Origin of the sequence: Colwellia sp. MB02u-10 (assembly GCF_014077185.1) — a bacterium.
Lineage (GTDB): Bacteria > Pseudomonadota > Gammaproteobacteria > Enterobacterales > Alteromonadaceae > Cognaticolwellia.
Genome location: NZ_JACGVK010000104.1, coordinates 25,973 through 51,370 on the forward strand (window position 1 = coordinate 25,973; position 25,398 = coordinate 51,370).

Genomic DNA, 25,398 nt, shown 5'->3' on the forward strand with positions numbered 1-25,398 from the left:
CATGAGCGAAAACCCGCAAGCTAACTTTGTTATTGTTGACACCGGTTGTGCAAACCTGGCATCGGTAAAGTTTGCCGTCGAACGTTTAGGTTTTGCTATTACTATTTCTGATGACATCAAGGTCATTAAAAGTGCTGACAAAGTTATTTTACCTGGTGTGGGCAGTGCTCGCCACGCCATGGAAAATATCAGGGCAAAAGGTTTAGTGGCTACACTACAACAGCTTACCCAGCCGGTATTAGGTTTTTGTTTGGGCATGCAATTAATGGCTCGTACTTCTGCTGAAGGTGTAGGTAAAGATGAAGTGGTTGAATGTTTAGGCTTGATCCCTACCGATATTCGCCCGCTTGAGGCTAAAACCTTACGTTTGCCACATATGGGCTGGAATACCCTAACTCAGGTTAGCGACCATGCCATATTTGCCGGCATCAAGGTTGATGACTATTTCTACTTTGTGCATAGCTTTGCGGCGCCCATTTCTGAATATACTGTTGCCCGCTGCCACTATGGTAGTGAATTTTCTGCTGCCATTGCCAAAGATAACTTTATCGGTTGCCAATTTCATCCTGAACGCTCTAGTGCGCTTGGTAGTAAAATAATTAAGAATTTCTTGGAGATGTAAGCGATGATGATCCCAGCAATCGATTTAATTGACGGCGAAGTCGTGCGATTATTTCAAGGTGATTACCAACAAAAAACCAACTATCAATACACCGCAAAAGAACGACAAAATGCTTATGCAAAAGCGGGTGCAACTGTCATGCACTTTGTTGACTTAGACGGTGCAAAAGACAGCAATAAACGCCAATTAACCCTACTAGCAACCCTAGTAAAACACGACAGCATGATCATTCAAGTGGGTGGCGGTGTGCGTTGTAAAGAAGACGTGCAACAGCTGCTTAACCTAGGCGCTGACCGTATTGTTATTGGCTCACTCGCCATCAAAGAGCCAGCATTAGTGCAAGCATGGCTAACAGAGTTTGGCGGTGAACGTATTGTGCTAGCACTCGATGTAAAAATTGATGCTATTGGTAATAAAACCCTACCCACACACGGTTGGATAAAAGACAGTGGCGTTAATTTAGAAGCCTTATTAGATGATTACATTGCTGCCGGTTTAATTCATGTCTTGTGTACCGACATTAGTAAAGACGGTACATTAACCGGTAGTAATGTTGCCTTGTATCAAGAACTTTGTCAGCAATATCCCAGCATAAAATGGCAAGCGTCTGGCGGCATTGGTTCATTAGATGACATAAAAGCCCTAATACCCACGGGTGTTGATGGCGTAATACTGGGTCGCTCATTGCTTGAAGGTAAATTTACGTTAGAGGAGGCAATCGCATGCTGGCCAAACGCATAATTCCTTGTCTTGATGTTCGCGATGGTAAAGTGGTAAAAGGTGTACAGTTTCGTAACCATGAAATTATTGGCGACATTGTACCGCTCGCGCAAAAGTATGCACAAGCGGGTGCCGACGAACTGGTTTTCTATGATATTACCGCCAGCTCAGATGACCGTGTAGTAGACAAAAGCTGGGTTAGTCGTATTGCTCAAGTTATCGACATTCCCTTTTGTGTTGCCGGTGGTATAAAAACCGAAGAAGATGCAAAGCAGATCTTAATGATGGGTGCAGATAAAATATCCATTAATTCGCCGGCGTTAAGAGACCCAAGCTTAATATCGCGTTTAGCCGATATTTTCGGTCAGCAGTGTATTGTGGTTGGCGTTGATAGCTTTTTCAATCAAGACGCTAATAATGGTGCGGGTGAATACCAAGTTTACCAATTTACCGGCGATGAAACCCGGACACAAAAAACTAAATGGCGCACCCTAGATTGGATCCAAGAAGTACAAAGATTGGGCGCTGGTGAAATTGTGCTCAATTGTATGAATCAAGACGGTGTTCGCCAAGGCTATGATATTAAGCAACTTAGCCAAGTACGTAAACTGTGCAATGTGCCATTAATTGCTTCCGGTGGTGCTGGTGAAATATCACATTTTGTTGATGTTTTTCAGCAAGCAGATGTTGACGGCGCGCTCGCTGCTAGTGTTTTCCACAAAGCTATTATAGCGATGGATGAATTAAAGCAAACCCTTAAAAATAAGAAAGTTGAGATCAGATTATGCTAATTACACAAGACAATGTTAGCCAATTGGCATGGGATAAAATGGCGGGCATGATCCCAGCCATTATTCAGCATCAAGATACCGGTGCCGTTTTAATGCAAGGCTACATGAACCTTGAGGCTTTAGAGCAAACCTTAAACTCTGGTTTAGCCACCTTTTATAGCCGCGCTAAACAAGCACTTTGGTGCAAAGGCGAAACCAGTGGTAACTATTTAAAGGTTAGCCAAGTAGTCACTGATTGCGATCAAGACAGCTTACTTATCGCCTGCCGGCCGCAAGGTCCTACTTGTCATTTAGGCACAGAGTCTTGCTTTCCTGAACAAGCCATTAGCCAGCAAAATTTTCTTAGTCAACTTGAGCAAGTGATTGCCAGTCGTAAAAATGACGCGCCAGAAGATAGTTACACCGCCCATTTATTTTCCCGCGGCACCACTAAAATTGCGCAAAAAGTAGGCGAAGAAGGCGTAGAAGTAGCGTTAGCTGCCGTCGCTGAAACCAAAGAAGACTTATTAGGTGAATGTGCCGATTTGTTTTATCACACTTTAGTGCTGCTACAAGATCAAAACATTGACCTAAGTGAAGTAATGGCGGTATTGCAATCAAGACATAATAAAAAGTAAATGACAGCTTATAGCATGCTATAACAATGGTTTACTGATACTTCTGCTCTTGATGATCATAAGAAATAAATCAAGGCAGCCATTAAATGGCCCAATAGTTGACTATTGGGCTTGAGAACAATGCTGCTGCCTTGAGGTGTTTTTACTTGTAAAAGTGGGCAATAATTTTTGAGATTGGTATTCAGTCGGCTAAGTCCGTTCTAAGTAATAGGAGAAATACCGCTAAAATTTCAAGTCTGCTATATAAATATCTTCCACTGATCAAAAGCTCATATCACACTAACATTATTTTAGCGCTCGATGATTAAATCAAGTACTTACCGACTGTAGCAGCGCCTAAAACCTATCCAATAAAAGCCCAAAAAACATCAAAAAAAAGTCAAACGCTAGCTGAAAATGTGTCATATAATTCAAAATCATCTTTTATATTGCTTGTAAAGCATCACTAAGGATTGGCAAATATTATTTGATTGAGCAGTACATTAAATAATTATTAGCCACACTTGAAAGACTTATAATGTGAAAAAATTACAGTGCATCAAAGGTTAGACCCACAGCTTACCAAAAGAACTTGAACACAATATACTAACGCTAGGCTATAATTTTAATTATTCACCAAGACGCCATAAAAAGGTCTTAGAATAATGAATACCCAGAACTCAACAGCAATACAAACACTACAAACAAGAAATAATGGATTATTTAAATCAAAGGCGCTTGGCGCTATTTTTGCTAAACGAGCATAATAAACATAGATTAATTGCAAGCTCTTCGATTTTAAATCGTCATTTCTGGTTAACATCGTCGCCGTATTTAATGTTCAAATTTTCTGTTATAGATAAGACGTAACAACAAAAAACCCTACATTCGATCAATGCTTTAGTGACATTTAATTAGCACTTAAACAACACCTTTATAATGCTTTTATAACACCTAATCAACACTCCGCTAATGCTTGGGTACTTTATATAATCCAAATAAAAACAATAACTTTCATTAAATAAAGGTAAAAAACAAGTCTTCAGCTAATATGATAGTAATCGCTAGAAAATACATTAAGTCTTTTGCTTAATAATCTATGTCAATTAACCAACTAAAGGGTTAATGTAATAAATATATCTAAACTCTTTATGCTATTTTAGTCACTTAAAATGGAATTTTTATTAATTTATAATATGGTTTTGTAATAAAAATGTTGCAACGTACATTAAAAGAAAAAATATTACTCACCATAACCAGCATCACTGGCTTGGCTGTTTTTCCACTGCTTATTGCTAGTATTAATGACGACAAGCTAGCACACATAATTGTCGACTTTTTGGCATTTTCTGTAATGGTTGGCACATTTCTGGGTGTTTGGTACACAAGAAACGTTGAATTATATAGCAAAATAGTAACCATATTTGTTTTCATTATTATAATGATAACGGTGTATATAAAAGGTATCAGTGTTATTTACTGGTTATATCCCGCCATTATTTTTTCTTATTATTTGATACCGCCCTTACTTTCTTTGCTGCTTAGCCTTATCCTCATATTAGTATGTTGTTCATTAACCTATAACCAATTCGATAGTTTCACCCTCAGTCGAGTTGTGATAACACTAATGTTAACTATTATTTGTGCTTTTATATTTTCTAAATATATAGAAAAAGAAAATAAGAAGTTCATAGAAAATGAAAAATTTAACCTCTTACGTAATAAAATTTTAGAGCTTATTGCATGTTCCGCCAAGCAATCTGACATATTGCACGCAATTGTCGATGCCGTCGAAAATGAAAATCCTGACGCTATGTGCAGTATATTATTGCTTGATAAAACAGAAAAAAAGCTTACGTTAGGAGCTGCACCGAGTTTACCAGATTTTTACAATCAGGCCATCGATGGTCTAGTGATAGGTCAAGGAGTAGGCTCATGCGGTACTTCCGCCTATACTGGTAAAAGAGTTACCGTAATAGATATCGCCACTCATCCTTATTGGGCACAATGGTCAGAGTTAACAAAAAAAGCAAATCTAACCAGCTGTTGGTCAGAGCCTATTATCGACAACCGTGGCAAAGTGATAGGCACATTTGCCATATATTTTAAGAAAGCAACCTCTCCCACAACAAAAGATTTTAGATTAATCGAACAATTTGTCAGCTTGTCTCGCATTGCAATCGAACGAGAAAAGGTAGATCAACTAATTTGGCATCAAGCCAATTTTGACCATTTAACGCAATTACCCAATCGCAGCCTAGTGAACGAATATATAGTCAATATAATTAAAGAGGCAAAACGTGGAAATACCCAATTTACTATTGCCATGCTCGATATTGATAACTTTAAAGATATAAACGACTCTTTAGGCCATAGTGCTGGTGATGCTTTGCTAGTAGAAACCGCAAAACGTATTAAGGATACTCTCAGAGAAAGCGATATTATCGCTAGGATAGGGGGTGATGAATTTATCATTGTTTTAACCAATACTAATGGCGTGCAAAACATCGAAGTTGTTGGCAATAAAATATCAGCCGCTTTGGCTAAGCCGTACCATTTTGATGAAAAAGAAATATATTGTACTGCCAGTATTGGTGTAGCAATTTACCCGAATGATGCCGACAATATTAACCAATTACTAAAAAATGCTGATCACGCTATGTATGGCGCCAAAGCAAAAGGTCGTAATACCATACATTACTTTACTGATAATATGCGTACAGACTTCCTCAAACGTATGCAGTTAATTCAAGATCTTCGCATCGCGGTAGAAAAAAAGCAGTTTTTTCTTGTTTATCAACCAATTGCAAACTTAAAAAACAATAATACTTATAAATCCGAAGCATTAATTCGTTGGCAGCACCCAGAAAAAGGCCTTATTTCACCTTTAGATTTTATTCCGATTGCCGAAGAAACAGGCTTGATTCTTGAAATAAGCGAGTGGGTATTCCAACAGGTTTTACAGGACCTAACATTATGGCGAGGGGCATATTGCGAAAATTTACAAATCAGTATTAACACCTCCGCTGTTCAGTATAAAAATCACGGCAAACAAATTTTAAACTGGGTTGAGCAATTAAAACAAAACAATATCCCGCCCCATGCCTTGACCATTGAAATCACTGAAAGCCTATTAATGGAAAATCAGGCCGAGGTAGACAATATTATTGCTGACATTAGGCAACAGGGCGTGATGGTTGCCATCGATGACTTTGGCACCGGTTACTGTTCATTTTCATATCTTAAAAACTTCTCGATTGATTATATAAAAATTGATCAAAGTTTCGTCAAAGGCATGTCATTAGATAACAATGATATGGCACTATGCGAAGCCATCATTGTCATGGCGGATAAGCTTAATATAGAAGTGATTGCTGAAGGAATTGAAACCGAGCAACAACGACAGTTGTTAGCTACAGCCGGCTGCACTTTTGGCCAAGGATATTTATTAGCAAAACCTCTGCTGAAAAAAGATTTTGAACAATTCTTAATTAACAATAAGAGCGAAAAAAGTGAATTTGAAAAAATGTAAAGCAATGGCTTAAACTGGAAGAATAAAACTTTCTCACAACTAAATACCGATGAGCTATACGACTTCCTAATATTGCGAATTGGTGTGTTTGTTGTTGAGCAAAGCTGTTTTTATGCCGATTTAGATGCTGTGAGCGCCATCGCCAAACCCAACATTTATTTTGCTATCAAAACGGTGTTATGGCGACGTATTTACGTATTTTACCTAAAGGCTTAAGCTTAACTTACCAAAACTACATTAGTATTCGCCGTGTGGTCTTTTGCGCCTTGTGCTCGTGGCTTTGGACTTGGCCAGGAATTAATCAACATTACCTTAGCTGATTGCTTAAAAAACCTTTCCAGAAAATACCATAAAATTTCAGCACAAGAGCACTTAGATAAATTTTACAATTAGCACAATCTTGTTCGTGTTAGCGATATCTCTTTAGAAGATGATATTTGACATCTTGGTATGCTAAAAACAGATTAAAGCATATAGCAGCGAATAGAATAGCTAGGTTTCAAAGTAAAAATAGAGCTACATTAGGCCATAAAAAATTTCAAATATCACTCTATAAAAATTACGGCACACAATGATGAACTGGGTTTTAAAAGCCTTAAAGAGCAAAAAAAACCTTCAAAAAATTAATCTAGTGCTTAAAAAGTTAGCACTAGACTTTGCCAAAACGAGGTTACTGCTAAATATTTACCACTAGATTTTACCCATATCATTAATTTTCTGTTCATTGCTACTTGTTAAGACAAGCTTCTAAAACATTACTTATTTGATATTTAACACCACTAGTTATTAAAATAAATGCTTTGTACTTAGCTGTTTTTGCTATGCATAAAGTAGACTAAATAATTAATCAAGTTGGTATTACTTGCTTTTTTTGATCAAAACCCTGTAATAATTTCTCCTATATTGAATATCTAAAACTAAAAATCACTCAATATAAACAAGAAAGTTGTGATTATCTTGTCTAAAATCACCCTCAAAAAAATGGTGAAAATGGTGAAAACACAGCCAAAATATAGTCAGCCTTTCAAGCACCTGTCGACCAATGTAAATTTAAAGTAACATTAGTGTTACTTTTATGTTTTTGTTTTACTTATGTTTTATTTATGTTTTACTTATATTGTTCTTATATTTTTTTCATTACATACCAGTAAATTTTTCGTTATATTAGGCTATAAGTAAAAGGATTGCTCAGTAGCGTTTCAAGCAATACTATTGAACTATAAAAAATTAAAGGAGTATGATTTTAAAATGAAAAGTCACTCAATAGATGATAAAATTTCGTTAACCGTAACGGCTATGGCAATATTAGCCTTACTCCCAGCCCTGATTTCAAGCATTCGAACACACGACAATGTAGGTATTATTATTGACCTTATTGCGATACTGGGCATAGCGATCATTTTTTCTGGCGCTTGGTATACTAGTAAAACTAAATTTTTCAGTGGCTTACTTATTGTTTTCATTCAACTAACAGCCTTAACAGCTATTTACACTAAAGGTGAGAGTTTAATTTTTTGGCTGTTTCCAATCATAATAGCCAGCTTTTACTTACTTCCCACAGTCACCGCCAGCCTGTTGAATGGCTTATTGATAATCATTGCATTATTTATTACCTATCAACAATTTGACAGTTTTACTTTACCTCGCCTTATTGGCTCCTTAATTTTAACAAATATCTTTTCATTAGCCTTCTCGATGTTCATGGAAAGTAAAAACCGTCAATTATCAGAAAAAGATAAAGTAAGCCAATTACGTAATGGCACGCTCGAATTAATTGCCAGCTCAAGTAAATTATCTACTATATTGCACTCGGTCATACATAACGTTGAACACACATATCCTGAAGCGATCTGTAGTATTCTTTTACTCGACAAATCAGGAAAACACTTGGTGTTAGGCGCTGCTCCTAGTTTGCCTAATTTTTATAACGAAGCTGTAGAAGGTATAACCATTGGCTATGGCATAGGATCGTGCGGCACAGCAGCGTTCACAAAAAAAAGAGTTATTGTCAGCGATATTTCAACTCATCCTTATTGGGCTAATTGGGCCGAGTTAGCTAAAAAAGCTCAATTAGGCGCTTGTTGGTCAGAGCCTATTATTAATGATAAAGGCGAAGCATTAGGGGTTTTTGCTATTTATCATCGTAAAATATCAACACCAAAAGATATCGATTTCTCCTTAATTGAACAAGTGTCTAATCTTGTTTGTATTGCCATTGAACGAGATAAAGTCGATAACATCATATGGCAGCAAGCCAATTTTGATAATTTAACACAATTACCAAACCGTAACTTATTACTCGAACACCTAGCTACGGCGCTCGACAACGCGAAACGTGAGAAAAAACAACTCGCTATTGCTATGCTAGACCTTGATAACTTTAAAGATGTTAATGACTCTTTAGGTCATAGTGCTGGCGATGCTCTGCTTATTGAAAGTGCGAAACGCATAAAAAATTGTCTTAGAAGTAACGATATTGTTGCCCGTTTAGGCGGGGATGAGTTTATTGTCGTACTTGTAGGTACAGCCACAGCAATTGATGTTGATAAGGTTGGACAAAAATTGTTAAGCACCCTTTCCCAGCCCTATATAATTGATGGAAAGAGTATTCATTGTACTGCCAGTATCGGTGCTGCCCTTTATCCTGATGATGCAATGAGCATTGATGCTTTATTAACAAATGCCGACCAAGCCATGTATAGTGCTAAGATGCGTGGGCGCAATAACATTAACTACTTTACCGAAAACATGCGTACCGAACTCCTTAAGCGCATGGAAATTATTCAAGACTTACGTATCGCCATTACACAGCAACAATTTCACATGGTTTATCAACCTATTGTTAACTTAAAAAATCATAACATAGCTAAAGCTGAAGCACTTATTCGCTGGCAACACCCTGAAAAAGGCTTAATTCCGCCAGCAGACTTTATCCCTATTGCTGAGGAAGCAGGACTCATTACAGAGATTAGTGAGTGGATATTTAATCAAGTATCACGGCAGGTTAAACATTGGAGACTAACATATTGTCAAGATCTGATGATCAGTATCAATACCTCGCCGGTACAATATAGAAATCAAGGCAAGCAAATTATTGCATGGACTGAGTCTCTTAAAGCGCGAAATATTTCGCCTCAAGCCATTGCCTTTGAAATTACTGAAAATCTGTTAATGGAAAATAAAACAGAAGTTGTCAACGTACTTGATAAAGTTCGTCAACAAGGTATCGCTGTTTCTATTGATGATTTTGGTACTGGCTATTGCTCATTTTCTTATCTTAAAAACTATGCTATTGATTACTTAAAAATTGATAAGAGCTTTGTACAAAACATGTCTACTAATAATAACGATGCGGCGTTATGTGAAGCCATCATAGTAATGGCAAGCAAGCTCAATATTGACGTTATTGCGGAAGGAATAGAAACAGAACAGCAACAAGAGTTTCTAACAGAAGCCGGTTGTCTTTTTGGCCAAGGTTACTTATTATCAAAGCCACTGACAAAGGATGATTTTGAACAATTAATAATCAAGCAGAATAATAAAATCAAACCTGAAAGTAAGCTAACTACCTAGTGATTTGCTGAAAATTGCTAAAAGTAAACTGTCTTAGTTGAGGCTTTCTTTACTACTTAGCTGCAAATAATAAAACATCAAAGACTAGTAATACAGTTTATTAAGTGACGAACCACTAACCACTATGACCAATTTATCATAGTGGAACCTAAGAGGTGCGTCGAGAGAATAACAATTGACCACTAATAACTAATCGTCATGAAGCAAGTTACTTTCTCCACAAGTATATAACGAAATGCGCAACAAAAAATATCGAGTACAAAGCTGTACATCACCCAAATCTCATGAAAAAGTATAATGAAATATGAAAAATTTGCTAAAAAAATCGCTTATACCTACTGAAATAATCTGGGAAAAAAAAACCTTTTCACAGTTAAACACCGATGAACTCTACGATTTATTAAAATTACGGATTGATATTTTTGTTGTTGAGCAAAGCTGTTTTTATCCTGACTTAGACGATCACGATCGTCACCCACAAACTCAACATCTATTTTGCTATCAAGACGGTGTTATGACTGCGTATTTGCGTATTTTACCCAAAGGCTTAACCTATCCAGATAACATTAGTATTGGTCGTGTCGTTACTGCCTCATGTGCCCGTGGTATCGGGCTTGGTCACGAACTAATGCGAGTCGGTTTAGTTGAATGCCTAAAGTTTTTCCCCAATGACACGGTAAAAATATCAGCACAAGAACATTTAGAAAAATACTATAATCAGCACGGCTTTGAACGTGTCAGTGAAATGTACTTAGAGGATGATATCCCCCATATTGGTATGCTAAAAATCCATTAAAAAATGTAATAAAGGTAGAATTAACGCTTTAGCAAGGGTTTAAGCACTAGGTAGCTTTTATCAGCTATATTACCGTTCTTTCTCCAACCTGCCTAAGGGTAACAATGTAACCTTGGTTAATTTTTTTGTGATTTTTTTGTAGGTCGGACTTTAGTCCGTCAACGCTAAGTAAACTGTTAATTAGATAAGCAATAAACATCTGCAGCAAGTTTTACTTTGTTGCCCTTGATAGCAAGAAAGTTAAATTTCATTTAACCTGGTGGACTAAAGTCCACCCTACATAAAACCTGCGGGTGACAATCTAGCGCTGGATAGTTATTTTGTTTTTTTTGATTTTTTTGTAGGTCGGACTTTAGTCCGTCAACGCTAAGCGAACTGTTAATTAGAGAAGCAATAAACATCTGCAGCAGGTTTTACTTTTGTCTGTTTTGATAGCAAGAAAGTTAAATTTCATTTAACCTGATGGACTATAGTCCATCCTACATATAGTCTTAGGTTTTGTTTGGCACAAAAAATAACCTTTCATACTAAACATAAAAAAGCTCGCATAAGCGAGCTTCATATTTCATAACTTAGCATTCAGTGCTTAACTTATGATAGTGTCTCATCTAACAATGAGCTTACTTGTTCAACCGGTTGTGTGCCGTCAATCGTTAAATAGGCACAAGCCTTGGCTTTAGCTTCGCCTTGGTAGTAGTCAACTAATGGTTTAGTTTGTTCGTGATAAATACCTAAACGCTTACGTACAGTTGCTTCTTCGTCATCTGGACGCACAGATAAATCGTCACCCGTTACATCGTCTTTACCGCTTTCTTTTGGCGGATTATAAACGAGATGATAAACGCGACCTGAACCAGCATGAACACGACGGCCTGCCATACGTTCAACAATAACTTCATCTGGTACATCAAACTCAATAACGTGGTCAACAGTAACGCCACTCGCTTTCATTGCATCAGCTTGTGGAATTGTGCGTGGGAAACCATCAAGTAAGAAACCCACTTTACAGTCGTCTTGGGCTATACGCTCTTTAACCAAACCAATAATTAATTCATCAGATACGAGCTGCCCTGCGTCCATCACTGCTTTGGCTTTTTGGCCGAGTTCAGTGCCTGCTTTAATCGCAGCACGAAGCATGTCACCGGTAGATATTTGTGGAATGCCAAATTTAGCCATTAAGAATTGTGCTTGAGTACCCTTACCAGCACCTGGTGCACCTAATAAAATAATGCGCATTTAGTATAACCCTATTTAATTAATGAATTAGTTTTGTAAAAGAGCAAACACTATACATATTCAAAGGGCTTCAAACAAGTAGCTAGCGGTGCAAAAAAACAAAAAAGGAGCTAAAAAGCTCCTTTTTTTGACTAAAGTCTAATGACAGTCGAATGATAATATGACCTAGATCATTATTTAACCTAGCTGTAGTTTATTTAGTTAGGCTCAACATTAGTTTGTTCAAACGAGCAACAAAAGTTGCTGGGTCTTTCAAACTGCCCCGCTCTGCTAACATAGCTTGTTCAAATAAAACTTCAGTCCATTGTGTGAACTTTTCATCATCTTGCTCTTCAGCAACGTGCTTGATCAAGTCATGCTCAGCGTTAATTTCAAAAATTGGCAATGAATCTGGTACTTCTTGACCCACTGATTGCATCAACTTCATCATTTGGCTGCTCATGTCATGTTCATCAGCAACAATACAAGCCGGTGAATCGGTTAAGCGTTGTGAGATTTTAACGTCTTTGGCTTTGCCTGCAAGCGCTGCTTTTATACGAATAACGACTGAGTCAAATTCTTGCTCAAGTTTTTCTTGAGCTTCTTTCGTTTCAGCATCATCCATATCACCTAAATCTAAACCACCACGAGTAACTGATTGTAATTGCTTACCGTCAAACTCAGTTAAATGGCTCACTAACCATTCATCAATACGGTCAGCCATCAATAATACTTCAATGCCCTTTTTGCGGAACACTTCTAAATGTGGGCTGTTTTTAGCCGCTTCAAAACTATCAGCAACGACATAATAAATTTTATCTTGGCCTTCTTTCATACGTTCAACGTACTGCGCAAGTGCAACACTTTGCAGGCTGTTATCTTCATGAGTAGAAGCAAAACGCATCAGTTTAGCAATAGCATCTTTATTAGAAGAATCTTCTGCTGGACCTTCTTTTAATACTTGACCAAATTCGTTCCAGAATAGTTGATATTGCTCAGCGTCTTTGTTGCTTAATTTTTCAAGCATTTTTAAAACACGTTTAGTACAACCCTTACGTATGGCTTGAGTGATTTTATTATCTTGTAAAATTTCACGTGATACGTTTAAAGGCAAATCATTTGAGTCCAATAAGCCTTTTACAAAACGTAAATAGCTTGGCATGAATTGCTCGGCGTCATCCATAATAAACACACGTTGAACAAATAATTTTAAACCATGCTGTTTCTCACGGTTATGCATATCAAACGGCGCTTTAGATGGGATGTAAAGTAATGAAGTATATTCAGTTTTACCTTCTACTTTATTATGTTCCCATAAAAGTGGGTCACCAAAGTCATGTGATACATGCTTATAAAACTCTTTATATTCTTCGTCAGTAATCTCAGACTTTTCTCGTGTCCAAAGTGCGGTGGCTTTGTTCACTGGCTCCCATGTTGCAGGAACAGCGTCGCGTGCTTCAACGGCTGGTTTTGTTACTTCACCTTCATCATCTTTTACTTCTTCAATCGCGTCAACACCCGGTACTTCCGGTGTTAACATTTCAACTGAAACAGAGATATGGTCTGAATACTTAGTGACAATAGTTTTTAAACGCCAATCATCAGCATACTCACTTTCTTCTTCTTTTAAGTGAAGAATAATGTCAGTACCACGGTTGGCTTTTTCAATTTTAGCGGTAGTGAATTCACCCTCACCCGCACTTGTCCACTCCACACCTTCCGAAACATCAACACCGGCAGCACGTGAACGCACAGTGACCGAGTCAGCAACGATAAATGCTGAGTAAAAGCCGACACCAAATTGACCAATTAATTGTGAGTCAGACGCTTGGTCACCAGAAAGTTGTGAGAAAAATTCAGCCGTACCTGATTTGGCAATAGTACCTAAATGCTCAACGATTTGATCATGCGTCATACCAATACCGTTATCAGAAATAGTCAGGGTATTGTTTTCTTTATCGCAACTTACACGCACACGTAAATCACCGTCACCTTCATATAAGTCAGCATTCGATAATGCTTTAAAACGTAATTTATCAGCGGCATCGGCAGCGTTTGAAACTAACTCGCGTAAGAATATTTCTTTATTTGAATAAAGTGAGTGGATCATCAACTGCAATAGTTGCTTTACTTCGGTTTGAAAACCGTGAACTTCTTTTTGGCCTGTCTCAGACATCTGGAAACTTCCTACTCTAACTAACATTAAAATGATTGTTTATCGTGAATATTAAACATCATTATCCAATACTCACTCGATAGTTAACATGTGGGGGTAGCGATAAGGTTTTCAAGCAAGAAATTAAAAAAATATCAGAGATAATCGTTCTGTTCGACTTTATCATTGCTTGGCTTTAATGTTATTTCTCACTATTTTTATATACGCTTAATAACAAATAATGATTTGCTTTCAGTGACTTCTGTCCTTACATTAGAGCATTATCTTGTTTGTACTCTAACGACAAAAATTGGCTCAGTTACTGCCTTTTCATCAGTATTGAGCGTAAGCGATAACACAGGAATTTAACATGTTGCTTGATCGAAATAACAATGCCGCGATCTTATTGGCTGGCATTCTAGCCTTAGTGGTTGGTGTTGGCGTCGCGCGCTTTGCCTTTACCTCATTACTACCAGCCATGTTGGAAAACCACCTCAGTATCGCTTTCGCCGGTGTACTCGCGTCAATTAACTATGTCGGTTATTTATCAGGTTCAATTTTTTCTATTTTTATTAAAGATATTCATGCCAAAGTGAAATTCTTCCGCATTGGCTTAGCCTTGTGTGTTATCACGTCACTGGTACTGGCTTTTACCGAAAACAATACTATTTGGCTACTGTCTCGTCTATTTGCCGGCTTTGGCGCGGCGATGGCATTAGTGGTTGGCTCTGCCATCGTGATGTCAAAACTACAAAATACCAATAAAACCAAAGCAATGGGTATACACTTTAGTGGTTTAGGTTTTTCAATATTGGTGTCTGACTTAATCATGCGCAGTGTTTTTACCTATAGCGAAAATTGGCAACATGCTTGGTTAGCTTTAGCGATTGCGGGGGTAATATTCGCTTGCTATTCCGCCTATATTCTCAGTTTTGACAAGCAAGGGGCTGACAAAGTTATTAGCCACAAATTTGATAAGTCGTTATTTACGCCACTGGTAATTGTTTTAGCGCTGGCCTACTTCACCGAAGGTGTTGGCATGGTGGTACAAGCGACCTTTCTTCCTGACATAGTAAACTCACTGCCGGGGTTAGCGGGTTATGGTGGCTATGCTTGGTTAGCGGTTGGTTTAGCGGGTATTCCTTCTTGCATTATTTGGATGCGTTTAGCACACAGGTTCAATAGTATCGACATTATGATGGTGGCGATGGCTCTGCAGGTCATTGCTATTTTAATCCCGACCTTCTCTGCCAATATATGGCTTAATTTACTCAGTGGCGTGTTATACGGTGGCACCTTTATTGGCCTAGTTTCACTGTTTATGAATTTTGGTGGCCAATTAGCCGGTAAAAATCCCGTGTTTATCATGGGGGTGATTACCGCCGCTTATGGCGTTGGACAAGTAGTTGCACCACTTTATTGTGTGGCGTTAATCGCGCAATTTAACAATTATAACGCGGCACTGTATTTAACCGCTTTTATTGTCCTATGTGGCATATTATTACTCAAATATGCGAAAAATAATTTAATGACCCACAACCAACTTGCTAATAATTTATAGATGTTTAATTAAAACGCTCTGTTCGACAACAAGGACGTTAAGTTATGAAATCTTGATTTTTAAAAGGCTATAGAGGAAAGAGTATGTTAGCCAATTGTTTTATAGGTCTTTTGTAGCTCTTTTGTAGGTCGGACTGCAGTCCGTCAAACGCTTAGCGGGCGATCAAGGCAATGGCTTAACAAAAAATCTGCTGCAGGTCTTGTTTTGTTGACCAATCTTAATGCAAAAAAGTTAAATTTCATTTAACCTGATGGACTAAAGTCCAACCTACATAGGCCTACGGGTGACATTATAGCTTTGGGTAATTGTTTTATAGATTTTTTGTAGGTCGGACTTCAGTCCGTCAAAAGTTTAGCGGGCGATCAAAGCGATGGATTAACAAAAAATCTACAGCAGGTCTTGTTTTGTTGAGCAATCTTAATACCAACAAAGTTAAATTTCATTTAACTTGATGGACTAAAGTCCAACCTACATGGGGCCTACGGGTGATAACATAGCTTTGAGTAATGGTCTTGTAGATCTTTTGTAGGTCGGACTTTAGTCCGTCAAACGCTTAGCGGGCGATCAAGGCAATGGGTTAACAAAAAATCTGCTGCAGGTCTTGTTTTGTTGAGCAATCTTAATACAAAAAAAGTTAAATTTCATTTAACTTGATGGACTAAAGTCCAACCTACATAGGGCCTACGGGTGATAATATAGCGTTAGGCAGTTGTTTTGTCGATCTTTTGTCGGACTTTAGTCCGTCAAACGCTTAGCGGGCGATCAAAGCGATGGATTAACAAAAAATCTACAGCAGGTATTGCTTTGTTGAGCAATCTTAATACCAACAAAGTTAAATTTCATTTAACTTGATGGACTAAAGTCCAACCTACATAGGGCCTACGGGTGATAATATAGCTTTGAGTAATGGTCTTGTAGATCTTTTGTAGGTCGGACTTCAGTCCGTCAAACGCTTAGCGGGCGATCAAAGCGATAGGCCAATAAATATCTGCAGTGGCTGTTGTTTTTGTTTATCGGCATTTGTACTGAAGAAAGTTAAATTTTATTTAACTTTCTGAATTTAAGTCCAACCAAGCGAGTAAAACCTGATAGCCACTGACCGACAAAATTTATACCTACCCGCCACCACAGACCATATTAAAAACATGGGCAATACTAAAATTGTGATGATTAAAACTGAGCTCAGATAGCCTTTATTCAACCCATAAGCTTGTTAAGTAAATTTAAGCATACCTTCCGCTAAAAGGTAACTTCTTCACCTTCATTTAAAATATATAAAGGTATGGGCGAGTTCATTGCTTTATGCATTTTTAATAAACGTAATAACGGCGAATGGGAACTATGATCACCCATTTTCCAGCTATTATTGCCATAACCCCATGGGATCATGACTTTACAGTTTAGCGCTTGCGCCGCTACTAAAGCATCTTCGGGCGTGGTGTGAACATAGCGATACCATGCACTATTTTCTTGATGAAAATATGAAGCAATGGGTATCAAGCAAACATCCATATCACCATAACGCTGTTGAATATCTTTAAAATGCTCAGAATATCCGGTATCGCCCGCAAAAAATATCCGTTGACCTTGGTGTTCGATAACCCAGCCGCCCCAAAGCGTAACATCTTTATCTTCGTATAAATAAGGGATTAAAATTCGACTACTAAAATGATGTGCAGGCACAAAGTTAATCTTCAGCTCGGCTAATGTCGTTTTTGAAAACCAAGCCATTTCATTAATGCGATAGCCGTTATTAGGAAAATGCGCTGCAAAACCTAAAGGCACAAAATATTGCGCATCGGTGCCAATTTTTTCAATATCAGCTTTGTTAAAATGATCATAGTGAATATGTGAGTACAATACAGCGTCAACATCGAAAATTTCACTGAGCGATGGCCACTGTGGTTCATTACGAAAAAAGCCGGCGCTTAACTTAAAAGCCCAATTCACTGGCCAATCAAATTGTTCACTCACTGGGTCTAGCAGTAAGGTACTGCCTTCAGGACTTTTGATATAAAAACTGGCGTGCCCAAGCCAGCGAAAACTAAAACCTGTGTTGACCTTAGGTGGCGATTGTTCACCAATAAAGCGACAATTTTCAGCCGGTGTTTCACATTCAACGACTGGTGAGGACTGATAACAATTGTCCTTACAGGTAATTAAGTAACTTTTTTTGCCGGGATATAAATTAGAAAAACGTGTGGGTTTAGCTAAACTTTCTTTATATTTTATAACAGAGTCAGCTTGTTCTATCTGCCTTAACTGATTTTTTGCTGTGCAGCCAGTGAGTAGAATAAAGCAGACAATACTCATTATCTGCAAAGCCATAATTTTTCGTAAACTAAACATTATTTGCAAGCTAATAACTCCTAAAACTGATGTTTATCAAGTGCTCGCTAAATGCTAACCCTGGCTTAGATTTATCAAGACTAGAAGCTATAATTTTTACGACCTGACAGTGCATGTGACAAGGTATTTCCGTCAACATATTCTAGTTCACCACCGACCGGCACACCGTGAGCAATACGTGAAATTTTAACATCGTAGGTTTGAGTCAGTTCAGCAATAAAATGCGCGGTGGCTTCTCCTTCCACGGTCGGGTTAGTCGCTAAGATCACTTCGCTAAATTGCCCTGTCGCCAATTGTTTTTCCAAAACGTCTAAACCTAAGTCGTCTGGACCAATACCATCAAGGGGGGATAAATGTCCCATTAAGACAAAATAAAGCCCTTGAAACTCACCCGTTTGTTCAATGGCAATAACATCACCTGGCGTTTCAACAATACACAATTGCGCCGCTATTTTACGCTTAGGACTCAGGCAAATATCGCACAAGGCTTCTTCAGTAAATGTACGACATTGTTCGCAATGACCAATATTTTCCATGGCCCGAGCCAAGGTTTGTGAAAGCTTGTTACCGCCATGACGGTTTCGCTCAAGTAAATGAAAGGCCATACGCTGCGCTGATTTTGCACCAACCCCAGGTAAACATTTTAATGAATCAATAAGTTCTTGAACTAACGGGCTAAATTTCATTACAACTCTTTCTAGGCTTATAGTAAATCGACTAATTTATGGCTCGACTTACTATTATTAATTTTTGCAAAGTGCTTGGCTAAAGAGTTATTGCCATTAATCTTATGACTCTTTATCAAGCAAACGAATAATTTTCAAAACGGAGTTTATCACTCGATTTAAGGATTGATAATAAATAATTAAAAAGAATTAATTATCTTCAAAATCGCTAATTTCCCCCAAAGCTTTAAAATTTCAGTATGATAGTCTTCAGACTATTTAGCCAAATTAGGCAGTCATCTATAAGGGCAGTTAATGCTAATCAATATTTTCATCACGTTGGCGTTATTGCTCTTAAGCTTTTTTGGCTTACAACGGCTATTTACGCTACCCAAAAACGTCTGGTTACTTTTTTTAGTGCAACCTTTAGTGATGGCCGCATCGCCAGTGATTGTTTTTATTGGCGGTATACTTGCCACTAGCATGGGGGCTGATCCTGCACTAGTTACCCTACCGGTGACTATGATGATACTTGGCGTGGCCAGTGGCGCTATTCCAGCGGCGTTATTAGCTAAAAATAAAGGTCGACGTTTTGCGGCGTTTACTGGCTTCTCGCTAGGTTTTTCCGGCACACTGGTCGCCATGTTTGCTGCCTTAAACGCCCATTTTGAATTACTCATTTTAGCCAGTTTTTTACTGGGTATTAGTACCGCTTTTACCCAACAATTACGCTTTGCCGCGATTGAAAGTGTTAGCAACAGCAATGAAGTACCAAGGGTATTATCGATTTTAATGCTCAGTGGCATTTTTTCTGCTTTTTTAGGGCCTGAAATAGCCGTAACCGCAAAAGACTGGTTAAGCTCACCACACGGCTATGCCGGTTCTTTCTTATTTTTGTCTGGGCTGTTTCTACTGGCTATGTTGCTGATGTTGAACTTTACTAATCCTGAAGTAACAACGAGTGATAACCAAGGAGAAGCTAGGCCCTTAAGTGAAATAATCAAACAACCCATTTTCATTATCGCCATATTGTCAGCCGCTATTGGTTTTGCTCTGATGAGTTACCTAATGACCGCAACCCCTCTGAGCATGCACAAACTTCATGGTCATAGTTTAAACGATACAAAATGGGTGATCCAAAGTCACATTGCCGCGATGTTTATTCCATCATTATTTACCGCTTTATTAGTCAAACGCATTGGCTTAAAAAACTTAATGCTCGCCGGCACCATCATTTATGCGGTGGTCACGGTTATTGCCTTGTCGGGTGAACAAGTGATGCATTATTGGTGGGCATTAATTTTATTGGGCATTGGTTGGAATTTTCTTTTTCTTACCGGCACTTCGCTATTACCACAAAGTTATCAGGCTAGCGAACGTCATAAAGTACAGGCGATTAATGACTTTATTATTTTTGGCTTTCAGGCTATTGCGTCATTAATGGCTGGCTGGATATTGTTTAAAGCAGGTTGGCATGTGGTGGTATTAACCGGTTTACCTTTTATTGTTATCTTATTCGTTGTTAGCTGGTTTTACTTTAAAAAAGAACGTGAAAAAACAAATCAAACCTCTGCCGCCACAGACACTGCGCTCAATGCAGAGCAAAAAAGAGAAGTATCATCATGAGCACTTTAACTATTTTACAACGTGGTGAGCCGGTTTTATCTGCTATCGCAAAACCAATAACCAACGTTCACACTGCTGAGATAAAGCAGCTAATTAAAGATCTAAAAGCTACCGTTGCCCAAGCCAATGGTGTTGGTATTGCCGCGCCGCAAGTGGGCAAAAGTGTGCGTTTATTTATCATGTGTTCTGCGCCCAGTGAACGCTACCCTGATGCGCCGTTATTAGCGCCTGCAGTTATCATCAACCCAGAAATACTCAGCGCCAGTACTCAGCAAGTGTTAGGCTGGGAAGGCTGTTTAAGTGTGAAAGGCAAACGCGCTTTGGTCAGTCGTCATCAAAGTATCTGTGTACGATATCTCGATGAACAAGGCCAAGCGCATCAACTAACCTTTACTGACTTTCTTGCGCGTATTTTTCAGCACGAGTTAGACCATCTTGATGGTATTACTTTTATTGAACGACTCGACCATGAAACTGATGCCATTGATGAACAAACATGGCGAGCAACAATGGCAAGTAATAATAACAAGTAACTAGGTAACCAGGTAACCAATTGAAAATAATTAATAAACCTCCTTAATTAACGCCTAGTAACTTTGCTTATTCATCATAAATGTTGGCTTGTAAATTAACTGACTGATTTTATGCTGTTAATTACCTATTACCGATAAAAAATAAGCAATAAGCAACGACAGATTACTCATCACTCAGGCTAACTATCCCATAAAATTGTCAATGGAAAAAACAATATGCTACAAGCTATTATCGACTACCATCTTGATGACGAAAATCATTGGGTAGCCAGACTAGAATGTGGCCATTTCCAACATGTTCGTCATCAACCGCCTTTTATTAACCGCCCATGGGTAGTCAATAAGGCCACCAGACACGCGATGCTAGGTCAGCAGCTAAACTGTATAAAGTGTGATCATGGTGCCGCTAGAGACTTTCCTGCAACCGAATCAACGTCATCGCCTTAATCGGCTTATACTTGTGCGGTTTCAAAGTTCAGACTTGCCCAAAGAGATCGCAACTTAAATTGCATCTTGAAAAAGCACCACAACTAAGTAATGATTAAATCATGACTGATCAGTGTGGTTATCGACTCAACATACTTTTATGCACTGAGTTGACCAAAAAAACACATAACGCTTACCTGAACAGCCCAATAGAGTACTTACTACCTACCCCCCTAACAAGGGTTCAAAGCTTAACTATTAACAATACAAGGATTTTTCGATGATTGACTTCAATAACAAAGGTTTTTTCAAGCTTAAGCAAGACACTGATTATGCTGAAAAAGTAAGTGATTTACTGTTAGATGATGAACAAGTAGTTGACTCATATAAAACCATGCGTGACGGTGTAGTCTTTACCAATAAGAGAATAATCGCGGTTAATGTTCAGGGTATTACTGGCAGCAAAAAAGATTTCACCTCTTTACCTTACAAAAATATTGTTGCCTACTCTATTGAAACCTCAGGTACCTTCGATCTTGATTCTGAACTAGAAATATATTTTTCTGCCCTAGGTAAAGTGAAATTTGAGTTTTCGGGGCAATCCTCAATGCTAGAAATATCAAAAATAATTTCTAGTTATTTATTATAAGTGCTGACAGTGCCTTGATCATGATAACTAAGATACATAGCGCTTATTTTTGATGTCAGGCTATAGTGATTTTAGCTGTTTTATCGCTAGTTTAAGACAGCTAATATAAGGCCTACAATAGTGAACAAATTAAACCCATGATAATTCCCTGCTCTCGCTTACCGGCTACTTTATTTACCAACAAAAACAACCTCTTCACCACACTCAATCCACAGTGGATGCTTTGCCATTACTCGGGTAAACATCGGGCTTTGTAGGTAACGATTCAGCCAATTTTTCAGCTTAGGATACGGTGATTGCAAATACCACTGGCGTTCTATGCGGGCAAATTGACGAATAAACGGCAACAGAGCAATGTCAGCTAAACTCTCTTGAGCAGAGAATAAATAGTCATGCTGTATTAAGCGTGACTCCAATAATTGGATATAATGCTCGCATGCGGCTCGGCATTCATTCAGGTTAGTTTCATGGTAACGCTTTGCGCATTTATAAGCTTCTAAACGCCGTTTAAATTCAACATCAAACTCGCTAATGAGTGCCAGCATTTCATTTAACTTTTCGTTGGGCTTGTTGGTCTTGTTTGGTAAGGTATTTACTTTTTCTTCTGGCTTTATAGGTAAATTAACCCTGTTATCAGCATGAAGTAAGTTGTTGGGATCAGATTTTTTAAGCGCCCATAGCATAATATCTAGACTTTCATCGATAACGATACGGCTATCTTCTGCTCGATTTTTACTTTCTTGGCTTAATTCTTTATTATTCCCTTGGGCATAATCCTCCTTAAACCGGCTGTTTTTATCCAAGACTAAAATAGGCACGGTAGCTTTGGGGGAAGCTAAAATCATCGCGGCAGGCTTATCCGTTAATACCAGATCACGCAGCGCAACCGGTTGATGCGACTTAAAAATAGCAATACGTGCTCGCATTGCATAAGGACAGTTTCTTAACGAATAAAGGATAGGTAATGCCATAACACTCAACTATTGAATTAACATTATTTATAAACGGCAACTTTAACGGTATTCATTGATGAAATATACGGGTAAAATCCCTGCTCTTAAATTTAGCGAAAAAAATAAGTTGTACCAATGGATCATAAAATAGAATTATTAGCCCCCGGTGGAGATGTCGACGCAATTAAAGCGGCCATTATAGCGGGTGCCGACGCGGTATATTGCGGCTTAGATACCCTAAATGCCCGTAATCGCGCCGCTAATATATCCTTTGAACAGCTGATTGGCATCATACGTTTGGCACACCAATACCAATGCCAAATATTTTTAACCTTAAATGTGATCATTTTAGAACGTGAATTTAAGTCTATTGCCAAATTACTCAGTAAACTGGTTAACACGACGTTAGACGGCGTTATCGTACAAGATATCGGCATGTTTAATATCATCAAGAAGCATTTTCCGACCTTAGACATTCATGCTTCAACCCAGTTAACCACTCATAATATCGGACAAATTCCGTTCCTAAAAAAATTAGGTGCTTCGCGGGTTAATTTATCAAGAGAATTAAACTTACGTGAAATTACCGCCATAACCGCTGTCTGTCGTGAATATGACCTGTTAAGCGAAGTATTTGTTCATGGTTCGCTTTGTGTGGCCTTTTCAGGTTTATGTTATTCAACGTCTGCCAGTGTTGGCAATTCAGGTAACCGCGGCCGCTGTAGTCAAGCTTGTCGAGAAGAATATGAAACCACAGCCACAGGTCATAATTTTCCATTAAACATTAAAGACAACTCTGCCTTTTTTGATTTGCCTGCCTTAATCGACGCTGGTGTGCATTCGTTTAAAATTGAAGGACGTATTAAAGGCGCAAACTATGTACATACCGTGGTTGATAGTTTTCGTAAACAAATTGATGGCTTCCTCAATACCGGCGAATTAACCGAAGATGGCGAACGCCTTTACAAAGTATTTAATCGTGATTTTTCCAATGCCTTTTTAAGAGGTGATTTAAATCAATCAATGTTTATTGATAATCCGCGTGATAATTCAAAAGTTCATGCCATAAATAAACATAACGCCACTGAAAGCCAAAGCCATTCGCAAGATAAGTCGCAACAAATTTCAGTGGTTCAAATTCATGAGGTTGAGCAAAACCTACAAACTGACAAAAATGAAATTGAAGCCGAAGTGGTTGAAAAAATAAAGCATTTAAGTATTGAAAAAGTACCACTATCGCTACGTTTTTCTGGTCAAGCAGCACAACCTTTAGAGGTTAGCGTAACCACTACCGGCTTCTCTGTTGAACAAAATAGCTTCACTGTGCAATCCACTAGCTTATTACGCGCCAGTGAAAACACCAGTATTGATAAGGCCACAATAGAAAAACGCTTTAAAAGCTTTAACAACGCCGAGTTTTTACTGACCGAGCTAAACTGTGACAACTTAAATACCGGCTTAAGCATTCCGTTTAAAGAGCTAACCGCGCTGAAAAATCAAATCGCCAGTTTGTTAAATAATGCGGTTGATATTATTCCAGAAGTGACCTTGCCGCCATTAGTTAATCATCCAAAAGTAGCCTCTCAACTCAACAGCCAAGTTAGCAGCCAAGTTAAAAACCAAGCAAAAAATGAATTGTCTATTTTGATCTGTGACGAAGCCGATGCTGAGTTAGCGCATATTACCCATGCCGATATTTATTTTAAATTGCCTGATGCTTATAAACGTGACTGTACAAAATATGTTGGTTTTTTACAGGACAATCCACGTTTAATTCCGTGGTTTCCGGCTGTGCTAATTGGTAAAGATTATGACGCTGCCGTAACTATTTTAGAGCAAGTAAAACCGCCATTAATTGTCACTAACAATACCGGTATTGCCTATAAAGCCAATGCTTTAGGCATAAAATGGATAGCAGGGCCATTTTTAAATACTACCAATTCCTACGCGCTGTTAGCGATGAAAGAAGACTTTGACTGTAGCGGTGCCTTTATTTCTAACGAAATTAACGCCATGCAAATGAAACATATTGCTCGCCCAGAAAACTTTAAATTATTTTACAGTATTTACCACCCTATTTTGTTGATGACTAGCCGACAGTGTTTCTTCCAACAAAGTGTTGGTTGTGAAAAACCACGTATCGACAATGGCTGTATGCTCTCTTGTGATAAATCAACCACCATCACTAATCTCAAAGGTGTGTCGTTCGCGATTGATAAACAAAAAGCCGGTTACCCGAGTATTTACAACCAAGATCAGTTTTTAAATATGGAAATTATTGAAGACTTATCTGATTTATTCGACGGTTTTATGATTGATTTAACCAACATAGGTACCGGTGATCGCCAAGCGCCTGATAAGGCGTTGTTGATCAGCCAGTTTGAAGAGTTACTAGCTTATAAAAACTCGACTAACGAGTCTAAAAATTCGATAGATAGCCATTCATCAGCAAAACAACAGCTGAATAATTTAGTGCCTGAGTCAACCAATATTCAATATCATAATGGTTTGTAACTAAATCACTCGCTACTGCCCTGTCTTAAAATGACATCAAAGCCACTGACATTTTTCAGTGGCTTTTTTGATGCGATATATTGTTGATTCAATATACTTTTAGTGCGATATAGTTTTGATTC

General features: G+C 38.2%; 19 protein-coding genes. 13 read left to right on the plus strand and 6 right to left on the minus strand.

All coding sequences use genetic code 11. The annotated features are described in order from the left end of the window. Position 1: 1 nt before the first annotated feature. The 4 genes from hisH to hisIE are packed head-to-tail and all read left to right on the plus strand — an operon-like array spanning position 2 to position 2,750. Complete coding sequence (gene hisH / locus H4J59_RS04240) at positions 2 to 622, plus strand: imidazole glycerol phosphate synthase subunit HisH (RefSeq protein WP_182185642.1); 621 nt, start codon at positions 2 to 4, stop codon at positions 620 to 622. A gap of 3 nt (positions 623 to 625) precedes the next feature. Continuing rightward, a complete protein-coding gene (hisA, locus tag H4J59_RS04245; RefSeq protein WP_182237079.1) occupies positions 626 to 1,363 on the plus strand; it encodes a 1-(5-phosphoribosyl)-5-[(5-phosphoribosylamino)methylideneamino]imidazole-4-carboxamide isomerase in 738 nt (245 codons plus the stop codon). Further along, entirely contained in the window at positions 1,345 to 2,133 is a 789-nt protein-coding gene (gene hisF, locus H4J59_RS04250; RefSeq protein WP_182237081.1) for an imidazole glycerol phosphate synthase subunit HisF, read from the plus strand. Before hisA ends, hisF begins: the two co-directional genes overlap by 19 nt. Next, entirely contained in the window at positions 2,127 to 2,750 is a 624-nt protein-coding gene (hisIE, locus tag H4J59_RS04255; protein ID WP_182237083.1) for a bifunctional phosphoribosyl-AMP cyclohydrolase/phosphoribosyl-ATP diphosphatase HisIE, read from the plus strand. Before hisF ends, hisIE begins: the two co-directional genes overlap by 7 nt. Before the next feature lie 604 nt (positions 2,751 to 3,354). On the opposite strand, the gene H4J59_RS04260 is transcribed toward hisIE, so the two are convergent. Beyond that, a complete protein-coding gene (locus tag H4J59_RS04260; protein WP_182237085.1) occupies positions 3,355 to 3,552 on the minus strand; it encodes a hypothetical protein in 198 nt (65 codons plus the stop codon). Positions 3,553 to 3,942: 390 nt separating this feature from the next. On the opposite strand from H4J59_RS04260, the gene H4J59_RS04265 reads away from it, so the two are divergent. From H4J59_RS04265 to H4J59_RS04275, 3 genes are all read left to right on the plus strand, one after another. After that, complete coding sequence (locus H4J59_RS04265) at positions 3,943 to 6,261, plus strand: EAL domain-containing protein (protein ID WP_182237087.1); 2,319 nt, start codon at positions 3,943 to 3,945, stop codon at positions 6,259 to 6,261. Between the two features lie 1,248 nt (positions 6,262 to 7,509). Then, positions 7,510 to 9,834 (plus strand): bifunctional diguanylate cyclase/phosphodiesterase, encoded by a 2,325-nt coding sequence (locus H4J59_RS04270; RefSeq protein WP_220469717.1) that lies wholly within the window; start codon positions 7,510 to 7,512, stop codon positions 9,832 to 9,834. A gap of 304 nt (positions 9,835 to 10,138) precedes the next feature. Then, positions 10,139 to 10,630, plus strand: a complete 492-nt coding sequence (locus tag H4J59_RS04275) for a GNAT family N-acetyltransferase (RefSeq protein WP_182237089.1) — start codon at positions 10,139 to 10,141, stop codon at positions 10,628 to 10,630. A gap of 591 nt (positions 10,631 to 11,221) precedes the next feature. Here H4J59_RS04275 and adk read toward each other — a convergent pair. Both adk and htpG read right to left on the minus strand, forming a co-directional pair. After that, positions 11,222 to 11,866 carry an adenylate kinase gene (adk, locus tag H4J59_RS04280; protein ID WP_182237091.1) on the minus strand — a complete coding sequence of 215 codons (645 nt, stop codon included), beginning with the start codon at positions 11,864 to 11,866 and terminating at the stop codon, positions 11,222 to 11,224. Positions 11,867 to 12,059: 193 nt separating this feature from the next. Next, entirely contained in the window at positions 12,060 to 14,021 is a 1,962-nt protein-coding gene (htpG, locus tag H4J59_RS04285) for a molecular chaperone HtpG (protein ID WP_182237093.1), read from the minus strand. A gap of 349 nt (positions 14,022 to 14,370) precedes the next feature. Between htpG and H4J59_RS04290 the strand changes: the two genes are divergently transcribed. After that, positions 14,371 to 15,561: a YbfB/YjiJ family MFS transporter gene (locus H4J59_RS04290; RefSeq protein ID WP_182237095.1), complete on the plus strand. Its 1,191-nt coding sequence runs from the start codon at positions 14,371 to 14,373 to the stop codon at positions 15,559 to 15,561. Between the two features lie 1,239 nt (positions 15,562 to 16,800). On the opposite strand, the gene H4J59_RS04295 is transcribed toward H4J59_RS04290, so the two are convergent. Together H4J59_RS04295 and recR are read right to left on the minus strand one after the other, a co-directional pair. Continuing rightward, a complete protein-coding gene (locus tag H4J59_RS04295; protein WP_259369396.1) occupies positions 16,801 to 17,910 on the minus strand; it encodes an MBL fold metallo-hydrolase in 1,110 nt (369 codons plus the stop codon). Positions 17,911 to 17,990: 80 nt separating this feature from the next. Next, the gene (gene recR, locus H4J59_RS04300; RefSeq protein ID WP_182137581.1) at positions 17,991 to 18,596 is read right to left on the minus strand and encodes a recombination mediator RecR; all 606 of its coding nucleotides are present in this window, start codon (positions 18,594 to 18,596) and stop codon (positions 17,991 to 17,993) included. 294 nt (positions 18,597 to 18,890) lie between these two features. On the opposite strand from recR, the gene H4J59_RS04305 reads away from it, so the two are divergent. The 4 genes from H4J59_RS04305 to H4J59_RS04320 all read left to right on the plus strand — a co-directional run bounded on the left by H4J59_RS04305 (position 18,891) and on the right by H4J59_RS04320 (position 21,809). Continuing rightward, entirely contained in the window at positions 18,891 to 20,201 is a 1,311-nt protein-coding gene (locus H4J59_RS04305; RefSeq protein ID WP_182237097.1) for an MFS transporter, read from the plus strand. Next, positions 20,198 to 20,734, plus strand: coding sequence for a peptide deformylase (gene def / locus H4J59_RS04310; RefSeq protein WP_182237099.1), 537 nt, complete (start codon positions 20,198 to 20,200; stop codon positions 20,732 to 20,734). Before H4J59_RS04305 ends, def begins: the two co-directional genes overlap by 4 nt. Before the next feature lie 216 nt (positions 20,735 to 20,950). After that, a complete protein-coding gene (locus H4J59_RS04315) occupies positions 20,951 to 21,181 on the plus strand; it encodes a DUF3565 domain-containing protein (RefSeq protein ID WP_182237101.1) in 231 nt (76 codons plus the stop codon). 259 nt (positions 21,182 to 21,440) lie between these two features. Further along, the gene (locus H4J59_RS04320) at positions 21,441 to 21,809 is read left to right on the plus strand and encodes a PH domain-containing protein (protein WP_182237103.1); all 369 of its coding nucleotides are present in this window, start codon (positions 21,441 to 21,443) and stop codon (positions 21,807 to 21,809) included. A 170-nt stretch (positions 21,810 to 21,979) separates the two neighbouring features. Here the strand turns inward: H4J59_RS04320 and H4J59_RS04325 are convergent, their stop codons facing one another. Then, entirely contained in the window at positions 21,980 to 22,780 is an 801-nt protein-coding gene (locus H4J59_RS04325) for a glutathione S-transferase (RefSeq protein ID WP_182237105.1), read from the minus strand. 117 nt (positions 22,781 to 22,897) lie between these two features. Here H4J59_RS04325 and H4J59_RS04330 point away from each other — a divergent pair, with 117 nt between their 5' ends. Continuing rightward, entirely contained in the window at positions 22,898 to 25,276 is a 2,379-nt protein-coding gene (locus H4J59_RS04330) for a peptidase U32 family protein (protein WP_182237107.1), read from the plus strand. Positions 25,277 to 25,398: the final 122 nt, after the last annotated feature.